The following is a 16,267-nucleotide window of genomic DNA, read 5'->3' as shown; positions in this document are numbered from 1 at the left end:
TTGATCGCTTTTACCTATCAAAGCAAAGGGATATTTCTTTCTCAAAAGTGTTCATGAGCACGACGAACAGGGACGTTGACATGATGGTCCGGATACAAAGGTGCATCAGGTTCTGTGTACCGCGTCCCCCGTTGCCGCTTCTGATTTACTAATAAGGTGACATATGAAAATTCAGACCGTGATTGCACTCGTTTTGTCAGCCGTTTCGGTTTCTGCTCAGGCGGGTAACTGGGCTGTGAAAAACGGCTGGTGCCAGACGCTGACCGATAATGGTCAGGCACTGGTGATGCTGAAAAACAACACCATTGGCATCTTTGGTCAGTTGCAGGGCTGCCCCAGTGGTCCGCAGGAGCTGATGGGGAGTCGCATCAGTGTAAACGGCAATCTGGTACCCACATCTCAGTTGTGCAACCAGCAAACAGGATTTAAGGCTGTTGAGGTTGAAGGCGGGCAGGCACCTGCAGCCGCCAGAAAGGCAATTGCTTCGATTGCAGGTCAGGAAACATCGACCCTTCAGGTCTTTGGTGCGCAACTGACATTCACCCGAGGGGACATGATGACGGTCTGCCCGAAATATGTATCTGGCCTTGCTGCCAGTGCCGGGAGCCGTGCGCCGGAGATTAACAAAGGGTCAGTCATGAAAGCAGCAAAAGAAGCCTACACGAAAGAGTATGACCGTGACACTGCTGAGGCCGCTGATTTTGGCAGCTACAAAGTGGAGGGAAATACTGTGGTTTATGAGGTCTACAATGCCGGGTATCGTACCTACGATAAGGTAGTTGTCACCGTGGGTACTGATGGTAAGGCCACCGGTGCCAGGGTTGAATATATGGGGCAATAACGCGTTATCCGCCACGCCATTTTTAATGTTAAAGGCCATGTTCCTTCGGGAGCATGGCCTTTTCTTTTTATACCGATAAACGCACAAAGGAGTGAATTATGCGATTAGCATCCCGCTTTGGTGCGGTGAACCTTGTTCGCCGTGACCGTCCCTTAACCCGTGATGAACTTGCTCACTATGTTCCCAGCGTGTTCAGTGAGGAAAAGCATGAATCGCGCAGCGAGCGCTATACCTGCATCCCGACCATCACTCTGCTGGATAACCTGCAGCGCGAAGGTTTTCAGCCGTTCTTTGCCTGCCAGACCCGTGTGCGAAACCCCGACAAGCGGGAACACACCAAACATATGCTACGTCTGCGCCGCGAAGGGCAGATTACCGGTAAACAGGTGCCGGAAATTATCCTGCTTAACAGCCATGACGGTTCTAGTTCCTACCAGATGCTGCCGGGACTGTTCCGAGCGGTCTGTCAGAACGGACTGATTTGCGGCGAGAGCTTTGGAGAGGTGCGAGTGCCCCATAAGGGCAACGTGGTGGAAAAGGTTATCGAAGGGGCTTACGAGGTGCTTGGGGTGTTTGACAGGGTGGAGGAAAAACGCGACGCCATGCAGTCACTAATGCTTCCGCCACCAGCACAACAGGCATTGGCAAAAGCTGCACTGACATATCGCTTTGGCGAGGAGCATCAGCCCGTGACGGAATCACAGCTATTGGCCCCTCGTCGCTGGCAGGATGAGTCCGGAGATCTCTGGACAACTTATCAGCGTATTCAGGAGAACCTAATCAAAGGTGGTTTGAACGGTCACAATGCAAAAGGAGGACGCACACATACACGTGCAATTAAAGGTATTGATGGTGATGTGAAGCTGAATCGAGCTCTGTGGGTGATGGCAGAAAATATGCTGCAACTCGCCTCATGAACGATATCTCCGTGTTTGTTTATAGCCCTGTAGCTGGTTGTTACGGGGCTTTTTCTTTTAAGGAGCCACCATGTCCGAACTGATTTTACCTTCGGTCTTCCCGATGAATGAGCAACGTACCATCCGTCGTGCCCTGCGATTACTGGAGAAATATCAGCGGCAGCCCAGTGAGTCGTTCCTAGCCGCTAGTTTCGCGAAAAAATGGTTACAGCTCTATTTGGCAAAGCAGGAGCGCGAAGTCTTTGTTGTTATCTATCTCGATAATCAACATCGTCTGCTGGAGCATGAAACGCTCTTCCTCGGCACGATTAACCATACCGAAATTCATCCTCGCGAAATTGTGAAATTTGCACTACGTCATAATGCAGCTGCGGTAATCATCTCTCATAACCACCCCTCTGGCATTACCGATGCCAGTCAAGCTGACAGAGCTATTACGTCCAGGATTAGAGAGGCGCTGGGTCTGGTCGATGTCCGGCTACTGGATCATTTCATCATTGGTGATGGTGAAGCGTTGTCGTTTGCTGAGCATGGATGGCTATAAGAAGAGGAAGGGCTAATGAAAATCATCAGTAAGCGTCAGGCGATGGCAATTTATCGTCTGCATCCTAAATCCCGATTGTTTCAATTCTGTACCGGGAAATATTGCTGGTTCGGGAGCGTCTGCCATTACTACGGTCGTGAAGTTCCGGATATCAAGGGTGTTCTGGCTGTCTTTGCCGAGCGACGCAAGGACCGGAACGGACCGTATGTCTCTCTGCGCAGCGTCACTCTCAATTAACCTTATGAAAGGAGCTTCAGATGTCGAGTAAGACACTGACAGTGAATGATGATACCGCTGAGCCCTGGTGGGGGCTGAATCGTAATGTCATTCCTTGTTTTGGTGCACGTCTGGTCCAGGAAGGTAACCGCCTACATTACCTGTCTGACCGCGCCAGCATAACAGGTCAGTTCAATAAAGCGGATTTGCTCCATCTTGACCAGGCATTTCCTGTTCTGCTGAAGCAGGCGGAGCTCATGCTTACCAGCGGCGAACTGAATCCCCGACACCAGCATTGCGTCACCCTCTATGCAAAGGGGCTGACCTGCGAAGCTGATACGCTGGGTTCCTGTGGTCACGTCTATATCTCCATTTATCCTACTCAACGCTAATTAACTTTAGAACTCACTTTTACGAGAACAACTCATGAATACTTTACCTGCAATAAACCAGCGGGCTGTTCAGACATGCTTATCACCCGTGGTTGTCTGGCAAATGCTGCTTGCTCGACTACTTGAGCAGCACTATGGCCTGACCTTAAATGACACGCCGTTCAGCGATGAGGCTGTTATTAAAAGACATATCGAAGCTGGTATCACGCTTGTCGATGCCGTTAATTTTCTGGTGGAGAAGTACGAATTGATCCGTATCGACCGCAGAGGATTTAGCTCACAGGGACAAGTGCCATATTTGACCGTGACAGATATCCTTCATGCCAGGAGAGCATGTGGATTAACGAACAGTTGTCCTTATCGGGAAGTAAGTAATATTGTTCTTGGCCGATCGCGGCAGTGAGGTGTACTTCAATAGCTGAGAAAATTTGTACGGTCTGTGAAGATATTAGTGGGATTAGCGACTCGATGAAAGGCTCATCGAGTCGCATGAAAAACAAGATGGGGGCACAAAAGGGGGCACTTATAAAGATGAAACAAGAAAAAACATATATTTATCAATGGTTATTCGCGGTGTGTTATGTTCCTATTATCGCACCATCTAAGCCTTTCCAGGTTTACCAAAACTCATTAAAAGCCCTTATCCTGCGGGTTACAGTCCGTTTCTTAATCTCCTATTACCTAACGGAATCAAGTTACAGTAGGGGCCTAAGTGGGGCATTTTGTGTGCTGTAGTAAGAGATGCCCCAATCAAGCTTTCCGCATGACAAGATCATGCCGCCAAAGCCAGAGGAAAGCCTAAAAGTGGGTAGATAAGTGTTGCCTTATCTTTATTCCAACAATAATGCTGCAAGACCCTGCTCAAGTACCGGCAGGGCCGCACCATAAATACCGAGATCGCGGCTCACCTGGCTAACGGTCAATGATTGAATTTCCTGACCAAAGAAACGATTTTTTTGTTCGAACCGTTCACGGAAAGATTGCCATATCCGTTGGTTTTGGACGAACGGGCCGGATACTACCAGCCTGTCCGGGAAAAATACGCGACAGACATTTGAAGCGGCCGTCGACATATGCTCCACGGCTTGCTGTATCGCGTGATTATCTGTTATGTCCTTGTCTTTCAGCACTTGCGCGATATGTTCTTCCTCGTCACCCGCCCGAAAATCTTCACCCAGGATAGGGGTGCCAATTGACCACAACGCCGTCAGTGTCTCCAGGCATCCCGTTTGCCCACAATGGCAGGACGTACCCTGATCGGTTACTCGCCAGTGCCCGATTTCACCAAACGCGCTTCCCCCTTCCACAATTCTGTCACTGGACTGGCCAAACGCGAAACCCACACCATATCCCCAGTGCAGTAGCAGGGTGCTTTGACGCTGAAGAAGCATATGAATGCGAAGCTCATTGTCCAGGGTGCGCGACAGGGAAATGGGGTGTTCTTCTCCGCTAAAAAGATGCTGAATATCCAGGTTATGCATTTTTGGCCAACGCGAAGTGTGGATCCAGCGGTGAGTGGTGCGATCAAAGACCCCGCCAAGGGAAAAAACGATACCGGCTAAATCTGCACCTGCGGGAAGCGCCATCATCACCGTTTGATAGAGCCGCAGAAAAATCGCACCCAGAGCCTCGTTATCACTCTCAGGTGACGCTTCCGCTTTTTCGTGACCAATGATCTCTGCTGACAGGTTGACCATAAACACATGCACTGACTGGCTGATAACCTGAAAGACAAGGGTTACCAGCCGTTCAGCGCAGGCATGCAATGTCCGCAACGGTCGCCCGCGACCTGCGCGGGCACTGATTTCCTCAGTTAGTAAGCGTCTTTCCAGTAAGTCGGCCACATGGTCTGAGATAGTCGTGGATCGAATCGACAACGTCCGGGTCGCTTCACTCCGGGAATGAACTTGTCCCCTGAGAACAGCAAGAAACACTCGCTCCCTGTCGTCGAGAACGGCACGGGTAACGGGTAAATGAGCCAGAAAATCCGAGACAGGAGTCTTATCCATGCGCATCCATACAGTGACGTATCGGGGCCGGGCCGGAATAGACACGGCATTTTCCTGTGAGAGGGCAGGCCCCATAAGCAGATAATATGAAAGAGTATCCTGAAAGCCGGGGCCTCTGGCAACCCCGGCGGGGGATGATGAATATACAGGAGCAGGGAAGGGGGAACTGGTGCCCCCGCTTCGTCAGCGGTAATGCCTGGTGAGGCCATGTCCTAAACGGCATTGCGTGACATGATAATTTTCATCCCAGATGACCTCACTGTGACAAAGCGCCCGCTGATGGTGTGCCAGTGATTTTTGCATCAACTGATGTGGACGTGTACTCGCCATCTCAACAGCCTCCTGGAAGCTGGTAAGTTCCCATTTCACCAGATTACGAATTGCCTGATCGAGTGTCAGGCTGGAACCTGCCAGGTTGGCGGCACCGGGCAGGCGCACCATCCCTTCACGGGTACATTCAACCTGTATGCCTGCAAAAGTATGTATGCCCGGATGCGCGCAGGCGGCGGCGCTCATTGCATCTGTCACCAGAATAGAACGGGCCGGCGTTTTAGCGCGCAGCAGGTTTTTCAGTGCAAAGGGGGGAATATGCACACCGTCTGCGATAAAACTTGCCTGAAGCTGGTCACAGCTGAGCTGAGCCTGGAGCGTGTTATCCAGCTTAGGTAATGTCTGAGGAATACCGTTTCCCAGATGTGTGCACAGACTGACTCCCGCAGTCGCTGCCGCCTCAAGTTGCGAATAATTGATACTGGAATGTCCTGCGGCAATACATTTTCCTCTTTGTTTCAGTGCACGAATAAAAACGAAGTTCTCATCCCGCTCGGGCGCGCAGGTAACAAGTAAAACAGGGCGCAAGATTTCCCTGTCAATATCATCAATTAACCGGATGTCCGGCGGCAGCATCGCTTCAGGGGGATGACAGCCAGCATATCCCTCGGCAGGATTCAGAAAGGGCCCTTCCAGATGATAACCCGGGATCATCAGTGCCCCGAGCTGGCTCTGCGCAACTGCCCTGTCGAGCGCCCTGAACCGGCGCAAAAGCTGCGGGACTGGCGCGGTGATAAGCGTAGGTAAGCAGCTTGTCACCCCGGTTTTCAGCATGGCTTCTAACGCCACATCCAGCCTGTCGGCGTCAATATTTTCATCATTGAAATCAACGCCAGCAAAGCCATTTACTTGCAGATCAAACAAACCCGAAGTGGCTTTCATCGTGCATCCTTTCATTCAGATAAGAGTGAGGCTGATTCAGTATCCAGAAACACCCGGCAGTCAGGATGCTGCTGTACGATAGACGCCGGCACTGCATTCGTAACCGGTCCTTCCAGCGCCATCTTGACGGCCTGGGCTTTGCGTCGGTCAGGAATACTCAGGATCAATACGCTGGACTGCATGATCTGATGAATACTCATCGAAATGGCCTGTAGCGGGACGTCGTCCAGGGTACTGAACCATTTTTCACCCAGTTGCTGCTGCCGGCAGGCTTCATCCAGATTCACCTTCAGAAAGGGTACCGTGGTAGTAAAGTCCGCTGGTGGATCGTTAAAGGCCAGATGCGCATTTTCACCAATACCGGCAAAGCAGACGTCAATTTCTTGCTCGCCAATGAGCTGATTCAGCCGTTCAATTTCGCGATCAATATTGTCCGCAGAGCCATTCACCCCCACGAAGCGATACAGAGAAGGCAGTTTATCCACCACACGTTCATGCAAATAGCGCCGGAAGCTTGCCCTGTGATCGTCTGGCAAACCAATATACTCATCCAGATGGAAAATCGTTACCCGGGACCAGTCGATATCGGCGCAGATAAGATTTTCAAGCATTTCAAACTGACTGGCGCCAGTGGCAAGAATAATGGCAATGCGCGCTTTGTTCGCCAGGGCATGTTGTATGGTCATAACCCCGCTTTGCGCTGCCAGTGTGCCAAGCTCATATTTATTTTCAGAAATCGTTATTTTCATTTTAACCTCACAGACGTGAACTGTTTCTCCGGGAACATTACGCGTGTTGCTTTAAGCCCTTCGCCATTTGCACGGCAATGAGCGTCAGCAGGCTGCAGAACATCAGGTAATAAATCAGGTAGGTGGGCTCCCCATTACCAAATGTGATCAGCGCAGCGGCGATGACTGGGGTGGAGCCGGCAAAGATAACGCTGTTCAGTTCACGCGACAGGGCAATACCTGAATAGCGATACTGGGTGGGAAACAGGTTCGCCAGAAATGCGCCTTGCGCACCCGATGTCGCACCATGCCCGATGCCATAGGCAATACACATCCCCAGCGTTGCCAGCATCAGACTGCCACTACCCAGAAGCCAGAACAGGGGGAAGGCGAATGCAGCAAGGAATATTGCACCAAATGAAAATACTGCCGTTGTGCCGAACCTGTCCGTCATTTTTCCCATAACAGGGGTCATCACGGTATTCACGGACACCGCAACCATCAGGGCCATCAGCCCTTCCGATCTTTCCATGCCTAACGTACTGGTCAAATAGCTGATACTGAAAACGCTTAGAACATATCCGTTTGCCTGATGGCCAGCCAGACTGAAGAAACCGCAAATCAAATTTAAAGGACTGTTTACAATCAGCGCCTTGAGGGGGACGGCCTGCGTTTTCCTGTTACGCTCCGCTTTTTCAACTGACTTCACATATTCCGGCGTTTCATCCAGATGCTTACGGATATAGATGGCCACAACAAACAGCACGATAGAAAACAAGAACGGCACCCGCCATCCCCAACTCATGAAGGCTTCATCCGGTAGTTGGGTGACCAGAAAAAAGGCCAGTGAGGATAAAAGTATGGCTACACCCGTTGAGGCATTGATTAACGAAGTGTAAAAACCTCGCTCCTTCATGGGCACATATTCTGCTACAAACGTCTGTGCCCCGGCCAGTTCAGCGCCTGACCCAAACCCCTGCATTAAGCGAATCACCACCAGCGCAACCGTCGCCCAGATGCCGATATGGTGATAAGTGGGCAACAACCCGAGCGCCAGCGTCGCGACGCCCATGAGCATTACGGCGAAAATCAACGCAGGCTTACGTCCGTACCGATCGCCGATGTGCGCAATGATCACGCCACCCAGTGGGCGGGAAACAAACCCTACCGCAAAGGTCAAAAATGCCGCCATCGTCGCAATAGTCGGCGACAGGTTTGGAAAGTAGAGCTTATTGATGATCAGACCCGCAGCGGCACCGTACAGTGAATAGTCATACCACTCAATGATGGTGCCGGAGACGCTGGCGAACATGACTTTGCGAATCGTTTTTTTGCTGGCCCTCTGCTCTTCGGGTATTTCCAGCACGCCGTCTTTAGTTAAGTTAGCTTCACTCATTGCTTCCCCTCTGGCTTTTAACCATTTGTTTTAAAAAACCTAATCTGTTTATGGGTACAGCGGATAAGCGGACATCAAACTCGCGTAAGATCAACGTAACACCACTTTGGTTATTTTTGAACGCATGTGTTCAAAAATAAGGCGCAAATGTGATGAGCGTCATAACTGCGCGGCTAAACTGCCAGAAGAGGAAAGGGCGAACAATGAATCCAGGAGAAAAGCAGAACGCTTTTATGATCCTGCTGTGATAGTCATTAAGTAATCATTAAAAGTGAAACCATTATTAAACATGGGATTCTATAAAGAGTGGAGCCTTTCACCTTGATTGAAAAAGATGCGTTTCAATTTTGCATTGTTTGACGTTTTATAGGGGTAACGTTTGTCTTCAATAATAAACCAGTCCTAAACAGCATCTCTTTAAATCAACAAAAATCCACGAGGGATTTTTAAATATAACCTAATGAACTGCTTGTTATTTTTACCAAAACAGTATGTTTTTAAAGAACCGCTGCAGCGGTTTTTTAATGGGCCATTTTATATGATTATGCTTCGTTGTAATTCCATTAAACTTTCACGGGGCAACATATAACCTTATATATTGCTGCTAAAAGAAATGTATTAATGAAAATTGATGCTAACGGTTATTTGTCGGATTTTTTGCCCTTTTCAAAGCCCTTTACCGGTGAAGAAGAAATCAGGGCAATCACCGATGTTATTCATTCAGGCTGGATAACCACAGGCCCTGTTAGTGAGGAGCTTGAACAGTCGATCCGGATGCTTACCGGTAGCCGCAATGCGATTGCGGTAAGTTCAGCGACAGCCGGAATGCATATTACCCTGATGGCACTCGGCATTGGACCGGGTGATGAAGTGATCACCCCTTCCATGACGTGGGTTTCAACCATAAATATGATTGTGTTGCTTGGCGCTACGCCCGTCATGGTGGATGTCGACCGGGACAATCTGATGGTCACTGCGCAAACGATAGAAGCCAGTATCACACCACGCACCAGAGCCATCGTTCCGGTTCACTATGCTGGCGCTCCGGCTGATATTGATGCTATCCGTCAGGTTGGCGAACGTCATGGTATCCCTGTGATTGAAGATGCCGCCCATGCAATAGGGACGTATTACAAGGGAGAGCATATTGGCCGTGGCGGTACAGCCATCTTCTCATTTCATGCCATAAAAAACGTGACCAGTGCAGAAGGCGGCATGATTGTCACTGATGACGATACGCTGGCCGATCGCCTGCGTAGCCTGAAATTTCACGGGCTTGGTATTGACGCCTATGACCGCCAGACGCATGGCCGTGTACCTCAGGCAGAGGTCATGACGCCTGGCTTTAAATACAACCTGGCTGATATTAATGCAGCGCTTGCACTGGTACAGCTTGGCAAGCTGAGTGGCGCAAATGCCCGTCGGGCGGTTATTGCCTGGCGTTATCTGAATGAGCTTGCCGATACGCCATTCCAGCCATTAAATCTTCCCGCCTGGGACCATTTTCATGCATGGCATCTGTTTATTATCCGCGTTGATGAAGCGCGTTGCGGAATAAACCGCGATGCGCTGATGGAAGCGCTGAAATTACGTGGTATTGGGACAGGGCTGCATTTTCGCGCTGTTCATACCCAGAAATATTACCGTGAGTGTTTTCCCGGGCTTTCATTACCGAATACCGAGTGGAACAGTGAACGCATCTGCTCACTGCCGCTTTTCCCAGGCATGACTCAGGATGATGTGACACGGGTTATCACTGCGCTGCGGGATATTGCGGGAGAACATCATGCTTAATCCTTCTCCGGTCAATAAAATCTCCGTGGTTATCCCGGTTTATAACGAGCAGGAAAGCCTTAGCGAACTGATTCGCCGCACTCATCTCGCCTGTAATCTCACCGGGAAATATTTCGAAATTTTACTGGTGGATGACGGAAGCAGTGACGAATCAGCCACCCTTATTATTAATGAAGCGCAAAAGCCGGACAGTTGCGTTGTCGCTATCTTACTGAACCGTAACTATGGTCAGCATTCCGCCATCATGGCGGGTTTCAGCTATGTGACCGGCGATCTGGTTATTACGCTTGATGCCGACCTGCAAAATCCGCCTGAAGAGATCCCGCGTCTGGTTGCTAAAGCGGAAGAAGGATTTGATGTGGTCGGGACAAAGCGTCTGAATCGTAAGGATAACGGGTTCAGAATAATGGGTTCGCGATCGGTCAACTGGTTAATCAAGCGCACCACGGGTAAGCCGATGGCGGATTACGGGTGCATGCTCCGGGCTTATCGTGGCCATATTGTCGAGGCCATGTTGAATTGCCATGAGCGAAGTACCTTTATCCCTGTTCTGGCTAATACCTTTGCTCGCCATACCGTGGATATTCCGGTCCAGCACGCCGAACGCGCATTTGGTGAATCCAAATACAGTTTCCTGCGTCTGATAAACCTGATGTATGACTTAGTCACGTGTCTGACAACCACGCCCCTGCGCCTGTTAAGTGTATTTGGCAGTGTTATCGCCTTATCGGGATTTTTCATTTCGCTTTTACTGGTGGTGTTACGTCTGACTCTGGGGCCGCAATGGGCAGCAGAGGGTGTTTTTATGCTGTTTGCCGTGCTGTTTATGTTTATTGGCGCACAGTTTATTGGAATGGGGCTTCTGGGCGAATATATCGGGCGAATATATAACGATGTCCGCGCCCGTCCCCGCTATTTCGTTCAACGTGTTGTCAGCCGTACTATAGATAAAGTTTCTGGAGAAGCGGAATAATGAAAGCTGTTGTCTTTGCCTATCATGATATGGGTTGCACAGGTATTCGCGCGTTGCTGGATGCCGGTTTTGATATTGCTGCGATTTATACTCATCCTGATCATCCTCAGGAAAATATGTTTTTTGATTCAGTTGCCCGGCTTGCGGCTGAAATAGGTATTCCTGTTTATGCACCTGATGATGTTAATCATCCATTGTGGGTTGAACGTATTAAAGCCATTAAACCGGACGTTATTTTCTCGTTCTATTACCGCAATCTGTTGAGCACAGAGATCCTCAATATTGCACCGCACGGTGCATTTAACCTTCATGGTTCATTGCTTCCGAAATACCGCGGATGCGCGCCGCTGAACTGGGTACTGGCCCAGGGTGAAACCGAAACGGGGGTAACGCTACATCAGATGGTTAAAAAAGCGGATGCCGGCGCGATTGTGGGTCAAATACGTGTGGCGATCGGCCCTGAAGAGATGGCGTTGTCATTGCATAATAAATTATGCAATACCGCCCAACAGCTGTTGCGCCATTATCTTCCCGGCATCAAAGAAGGGAAGTGGAAAGCAAAAGAACAGGACGAGAGCCAGGCAACCACTATGCGCCGTCGTACCCCGGAAGACGGGCGCCTGGTCTGGACGCAAAGTGCTAAAAAGCTGCATAACCTGGTTCGCGCTGTCTCGGCACCCTGGCCCGGCGCATTCGGTTTTGTCGGCAATACGAAATTCATGGTCTGGAAATCGCAGGTACGCACTGATTTCCCGGCCGCAAAAAGCGGCACCGTACTGAGTACTGCCCCCCTGGTGATTGCCTGTGGCGAACAGGCGCTGGAAGTGGCAACGGGGCAAACCGAAAATGGCGTATATATGCAGGGTGCGCAATTGGCGCAAACGCTGGGGCTGGTCGAGGGGGCAATGCTTGCCGCGTTTCCTGATGTTGTTAAGCGCGACCGGACCCGGGTATTAATCCTTGGGGTCAACGGTTTTATCGGCAATCATCTGACTGAGCGACTTTTACGCGATGATAAATACGAAGTCTACGGTATGGATATCAGTTCAGATGCCGTTTCACGCTTTACGGGCTGCCCTCGTTTTCATTTTGTGGAAGGCGATATCAGCATTCACAGCGAATGGATTGAATATCACATCAAAAAATGTGATGTCATTTTACCACTGGTCGCCATTGCTACGCCCATTGAGTACACCCGTAATCCCCTGCGGGTATTCGAACTGGACTTCGAAGAAAATCTCAAAATTGTGCGCGACTGCGTGAAGTACAAAAAGCGGATTATCTTCCCATCCACGTCTGAAGTGTATGGCATGAGTAGCGATACGGTTTTCGATGAGGACAATTCCAACCTGATTGTGGGCCCCATCAATAAGCAACGCTGGATCTACTCTGTCTCCAAACAGCTTCTGGATCGTGTGATCTGGGCCTATGGCGAAAAAGAAGGGTTACGTTTTACGCTGTTTCGCCCCTTCAACTGGATGGGGCCGCGCCTCGATTCGCTGAATGCTGCCCGCATCGGCAGTTCGCGTGCCATTACGCAACTTATTCTCAATCTTGTAGAAGGATCGCCCATCAAGCTGGTTGATGGCGGGCAACAGAAGCGTTGCTTTACGGATATCAGTGACGGTATTGAAGCCCTGTTTCGCATTATTGAAAACAAGGAAGGTTGCTGCGATCGGCAAATCATCAACATCGGCAATCCAGACAACGAGGCCAGCATAAGAGAGCTGGCAGAGATGCTGCTTGAGAGCTTTGAGCGTCATCCGTTGCGACCTTATTTCCCGCCTTTTGCCGGCTTCCGGGAAGTGGAAAGCAGCAGTTATTACGGTAAAGGTTATCAGGATGTGGCGCATCGCAAACCCGGTATTCGTAATGCCCGACGCCTGTTAGCCTGGAAACCGGAAATTGCCATGCGCCAGACTATCGATGAAACGCTGGATTACTTCCTGCGCACGGTCGACCTGCCGGACAGTGCCTCATGAAGAAGGTGGGGCTGCGTATTGATGTTGATACCTGGCGCGGTACCCGACAGGGAATGCCCCGATTGCTCGATATCCTTGAGCAATATGACGTGCGCGCCAGCGTATTTTTCAGTGTGGGACCCGATAATATGGGTCGCCATTTATGGCGACTCCTGAAACCCGCTTTCTTAACCAAAATGTTGCGTACCCGGGCAGCAAAACTCTATGGCTGGGATATCTTGCTTGCCGGCACTTTCTGGCCCGGTCGTCGTATTGGCGCTGGTAACCATGACATTATCCGCCGCACAGCGATCCGCCATGAAGTGGGTCTGCACGCCTGGGACCACTTTGCCTGGCAAACTTTTGCAGGGTCATGGGAAATCGAGCAGCTGTATGCAGATATCAACCGTGGCGTGACCGAACTGGAAACGATCACCGGAAGGTACGTGCCTTGCTCAGCAGCGGCGGGCTGGCGGGCTGACGAGGACGTTTTACGGGCTAAAGAGATTTTTGGTTTTCGTTATAACAGCGACTGCCGTGGAGAGTGTCCCTTTATTCCGCTCTTTGAAGACGGCAAATCCGGGACGGTGCAAATTCCGGTTTCTCTTCCCACCTGGGATGAAGTGGTGGGCAGGGAAACCGGTGCCACAGACTTCAACCGATATTTACTCGATAAAATCCATTCTCACAACGGCATACCGGTTTATACCCTTCACGCAGAAGTTGAAGGTATCGCGGAAGCCGCAAATTTTGAGGCATTACTGGAACTAGCCCGGCATGAGTCGGTCCAGTTTTGCCCGCTTGGTGAACTTATGCCGCAGGACCTGACGACGTTGCCTCAGGGCAGGATTGTCCGTGGACGGATAGCGGGCAGGGAAGGGTGGCTCGGTTGTCAGGAAAAGATGAGAAATAAATAATGAAAAGCGCCAAAGCCCTCTTATTAATGCTGATGGGTTATGTCCTGTATTATCTGGTTCCGCTAAATGCCAGAGCGCTCTGGCAACCGGATGAAACCCGTTACGCTGAAATCAGTCGGGAAATGCTCGCTTCAGGTGACTGGATCGTGCCGCATTTTTTCGGCTTACGCTATTTTGAAAAACCCGTCGCAGGTTACTGGATAAATAATATTGGCCAGTGGCTTTTTGGGCATAATAACTTTGCCGTACGCTTTGGTTCAGTATTATCCGTTACCCTGAGTGCGTTACTGATTGCCTGGCTGGCATGGCGGATGTGGGGTGATAAACGCACTGCGCTACTGGCTTCTGTCATCTACCTCACCTCATTTCTCGTCTATGGTGTTGGCACCTATGCCGTTCTGGATCCGATGGTGACACTGTGGCTTACTGCGGCGATGTGTCTTTTCTGGATGGCCACTCAGGCAACCACGAACGGAAAAAAGATACTGAGTTATGCATTACTGGGGGTAGCCTGCGGTTTCGGGGTGATGACAAAAGGCTTTCTGGCGCTGGCTATACCGGTCATCGCGGCGCTTCCCTGGATTATTTTTGCCAGACGATGGAAAGACGTTCTGACATTCGGTGGGCTGGCGATCGTGACTGCCACGCTGACGGTGCTGCCCTGGGGGATCGCCATTGCCCAACGCGAGCCGGATTTCTGGCACTATTTTTTCTGGGTGGAGCATATCCAGCGTTTCGCCAATGAAGACGCGCAGCATAAGGCCCCTTTCTGGTATTACCTTCCTCTGTTTTTAGCAGGATTTTTACCGTGGCTTGGCCTCCTGCCTGGCGCACTTCACTCAGGTTGGAAAAATCGGCATGACCATCCGGCATTGTTCTATCTGCTTTGCTGGACCCTTATGCCCTTGCTGTTCTTCAGTATTGCGAAAGGCAAGTTACCCACTTACATACTGCCTTGTTTTGCACCGCTGGCTTTGTTGACAGCCCGGTATGGCTTATACGCTTGCTCCACGGCGGTATACCGTATCAATGCCCGAATTAATATGGCGTTTGGCATTCTGGCTGCACTTTTTGTTCTGCTGGTACTTGCGCCGTGGAGTATTGCCAGTCGCCCGCTTTTTGCGCCATTTGAAATTTTCACGCTGGGTTTCGGCCTGTTAATCTTCCTGCTCTGGGCGGCTTTTGGCTATCTGAGCTATCGTGAACCGGAAAGACGCTGGACGCTGGCGGCGCTCTGTCCGCTTGGGATGGCACTGCTGATATCCCATGCTATTCCCGAAAGCGTTATTGATACCAAACAGCCGCAGTATTTTATCAAAACCATTCGCGCGTCATTAATGGGCAGTAAATATATTCTGGCGAACAGCCCGGGCATTGCAGCCTCCATCGCATGGGAATTAGAGCGAAGCGATATCTCCTTTTACGATCGAGCCGGAGAAATGAAATATGGGCTTCAGTATCCTGATGCTGCCGGGCGTTTTATCAGGGAAGCCGATTTCCCCGGCTGGCTAAAAGCGTTTAATCACAACGGAGACGTTGCGCTGATCTTACTGCTTTCTGAAAACGAAAATCTGGATTTTAAAACGCTTCCAAAGCCCGATTACATGCTGATGGAAGGCCGGCTGACATTGCTTTGCTATAAGCAGAAAAAATGAATATCTCCGGGATCATTCTGACCAGTTTACTGACCTGCACAGGGCAGACCCTGCAAAAAAAGGCAGCGCTTGCTGTTACACGGCGGGCAATAATCCTCTGGTTTGGCTTGTCCATCATTTCATTAACGCTGGGGATGGGCGTGTGGTTATGGGTATTACAAAGCACGCCGGTCAGTCTGGCCTATCCCATGCTGGCGCTTAATTTTGTCTGGGTCACCCTGGCAGCAAAATTAATCTGGAAAGAAAGGATCACCCCGGGACACTGGGTTGGTGTTTTCTTAATTCTCAGCGGGGTCGTCTTATTAACAGGAGCGTTGCCGTGGGGCTGATCAACGTATTGTGCAGTGTTTTTTTGGTGAGCCTGGCTCAGCTTTTATTAAAATTCGCCTCGATAAACCTGCATTCAGGATCGCTGTCAGACGCTTTATTCACTGCCCCTGTCTTTGCGCTCCTGGGGGGCCTTATAGGCTATGCGGTGTCTATGCTCTTCTGGTTTTTCGCTCTTCGCCGGGTTCCTCTGGGAAAGGCCTATGCGGTTCTGAGCCTGAGTTATCCTGCCGTATGGCTGGCTGCACAGTTTATACCGGCCATCGCTGAACCTTTTTTATGGCGAAGTCTTGTGGGTGTAGTACTGATAGTGTCGGGTGTGGTGATTATTTTTTCGGGCGGTTCGGAAATAACAAGCGGTAAAGAAAGGAGGAATTAACATTTG

General features: G+C 50.4%; 17 protein-coding genes. 13 read left to right on the top strand and 4 right to left on the bottom strand.

What is annotated here, in order from left to right; genetic code table 11:
- Positions 1-163: 163 nt before the first annotated feature.
- The 6 genes from ACVV26_RS17365 to ACVV26_RS17340 all read left to right on the top strand — a co-directional run bounded on the left by ACVV26_RS17365 (position 164) and on the right by ACVV26_RS17340 (position 3,313).
- Positions 164-841, top strand: a complete 678-nt coding sequence (locus tag ACVV26_RS17365) for a hypothetical protein (RefSeq protein WP_474798476.1) — start codon at positions 164-166, stop codon at positions 839-841.
- 95 nt (positions 842-936) lie between these two features.
- Positions 937-1,758, top strand: a complete 822-nt coding sequence (locus ACVV26_RS17360) for a DUF932 domain-containing protein (protein ID WP_164722837.1) — start codon at positions 937-939, stop codon at positions 1,756-1,758.
- A gap of 70 nt (positions 1,759-1,828) precedes the next feature.
- Positions 1,829-2,302, top strand: a complete 474-nt coding sequence (gene radC / locus ACVV26_RS17355) for a RadC family protein (RefSeq protein WP_474798474.1) — start codon at positions 1,829-1,831, stop codon at positions 2,300-2,302.
- A gap of 15 nt (positions 2,303-2,317) precedes the next feature.
- Positions 2,318-2,539: a DUF987 domain-containing protein gene (locus tag ACVV26_RS17350; protein WP_474798473.1), complete on the top strand. Its 222-nt coding sequence runs from the start codon at positions 2,318-2,320 to the stop codon at positions 2,537-2,539.
- Positions 2,540-2,559: 20 nt separating this feature from the next.
- Complete coding sequence (locus ACVV26_RS17345; protein WP_474798471.1) at positions 2,560-2,910, top strand: type IV toxin-antitoxin system YeeU family antitoxin; 351 nt, start codon at positions 2,560-2,562, stop codon at positions 2,908-2,910.
- A 34-nt stretch (positions 2,911-2,944) separates the two neighbouring features.
- The gene (locus ACVV26_RS17340; protein WP_085551900.1) at positions 2,945-3,313 is read left to right on the top strand and encodes a TA system toxin CbtA family protein; all 369 of its coding nucleotides are present in this window, start codon (positions 2,945-2,947) and stop codon (positions 3,311-3,313) included.
- A gap of 427 nt (positions 3,314-3,740) precedes the next feature.
- Here ACVV26_RS17340 and ACVV26_RS17335 read toward each other — a convergent pair whose 3' ends face one another.
- The 4 genes from ACVV26_RS17335 to ACVV26_RS17320 form a co-directional block, all read right to left on the bottom strand.
- The gene (locus tag ACVV26_RS17335) at positions 3,741-4,919 is read right to left on the bottom strand and encodes an ROK family protein (RefSeq protein ID WP_474798469.1); all 1,179 of its coding nucleotides are present in this window, start codon (positions 4,917-4,919) and stop codon (positions 3,741-3,743) included.
- Positions 4,920-5,102: 183 nt separating this feature from the next.
- Positions 5,103-6,131 carry an N-acetylglucosamine-6-phosphate deacetylase gene (locus ACVV26_RS17330; RefSeq protein ID WP_474798467.1) on the bottom strand — a complete coding sequence of 343 codons (1,029 nt, stop codon included), beginning with the start codon at positions 6,129-6,131 and terminating at the stop codon, positions 5,103-5,105.
- A gap of 11 nt (positions 6,132-6,142) precedes the next feature.
- Positions 6,143-6,817, bottom strand: a complete 675-nt coding sequence (locus ACVV26_RS17325; protein ID WP_474798465.1) for a glucosamine-6-phosphate deaminase — start codon at positions 6,815-6,817, stop codon at positions 6,143-6,145.
- 100 nt (positions 6,818-6,917) lie between these two features.
- Positions 6,918-8,255: an MFS transporter gene (locus ACVV26_RS17320; protein WP_474798463.1), complete on the bottom strand. Its 1,338-nt coding sequence runs from the start codon at positions 8,253-8,255 to the stop codon at positions 6,918-6,920.
- Between the two features lie 645 nt (positions 8,256-8,900).
- Between ACVV26_RS17320 and arnB the strand changes: the two genes are divergently transcribed.
- The 7 genes from arnB to arnF are packed head-to-tail and all read left to right on the top strand — an operon-like array spanning position 8,901 to position 16,261.
- A complete protein-coding gene (gene arnB / locus ACVV26_RS17315; protein ID WP_474801892.1) occupies positions 8,901-10,049 on the top strand; it encodes a UDP-4-amino-4-deoxy-L-arabinose aminotransferase in 1,149 nt (382 codons plus the stop codon).
- Complete coding sequence (gene arnC / locus ACVV26_RS17310) at positions 10,042-11,022, top strand: undecaprenyl-phosphate 4-deoxy-4-formamido-L-arabinose transferase (RefSeq protein ID WP_474798461.1); 981 nt, start codon at positions 10,042-10,044, stop codon at positions 11,020-11,022. Before arnB ends, arnC begins: the two co-directional genes overlap by 8 nt.
- Entirely contained in the window at positions 11,022-13,004 is a 1,983-nt protein-coding gene (arnA, locus tag ACVV26_RS17305; RefSeq protein ID WP_474798460.1) for a bifunctional UDP-4-amino-4-deoxy-L-arabinose formyltransferase/UDP-glucuronic acid oxidase ArnA, read from the top strand. The genes arnC and arnA overlap by 1 nt, the downstream gene beginning before the upstream one ends.
- Entirely contained in the window at positions 13,001-13,900 is a 900-nt protein-coding gene (gene arnD, locus ACVV26_RS17300; RefSeq protein WP_474798459.1) for a 4-deoxy-4-formamido-L-arabinose-phosphoundecaprenol deformylase, read from the top strand. The genes arnA and arnD overlap by 4 nt, the downstream gene beginning before the upstream one ends.
- Positions 13,900-15,555, top strand: coding sequence for a lipid IV(A) 4-amino-4-deoxy-L-arabinosyltransferase (gene arnT, locus ACVV26_RS17295; RefSeq protein WP_474798458.1), 1,656 nt, complete (start codon positions 13,900-13,902; stop codon positions 15,553-15,555). Before arnD ends, arnT begins: the two co-directional genes overlap by 1 nt.
- Positions 15,552-15,884 carry a 4-amino-4-deoxy-L-arabinose-phosphoundecaprenol flippase subunit ArnE gene (gene arnE / locus ACVV26_RS17290; protein WP_474798457.1) on the top strand — a complete coding sequence of 111 codons (333 nt, stop codon included), beginning with the start codon at positions 15,552-15,554 and terminating at the stop codon, positions 15,882-15,884. Before arnT ends, arnE begins: the two co-directional genes overlap by 4 nt.
- A complete protein-coding gene (arnF, locus tag ACVV26_RS17285) occupies positions 15,875-16,261 on the top strand; it encodes a 4-amino-4-deoxy-L-arabinose-phosphoundecaprenol flippase subunit ArnF (RefSeq protein WP_474798456.1) in 387 nt (128 codons plus the stop codon). The genes arnE and arnF overlap by 10 nt, the downstream gene beginning before the upstream one ends.
- Positions 16,262-16,267 lie beyond the last annotated feature (6 nt).

The sequence above is a fragment of the Atlantibacter sp. MEI4A-1023 genome (genome assembly GCF_056155425.1).
The sequence above is the reverse complement of the archived record's forward strand: the minus strand, read 5'-3'. Positions and strand labels throughout refer to the sequence as shown.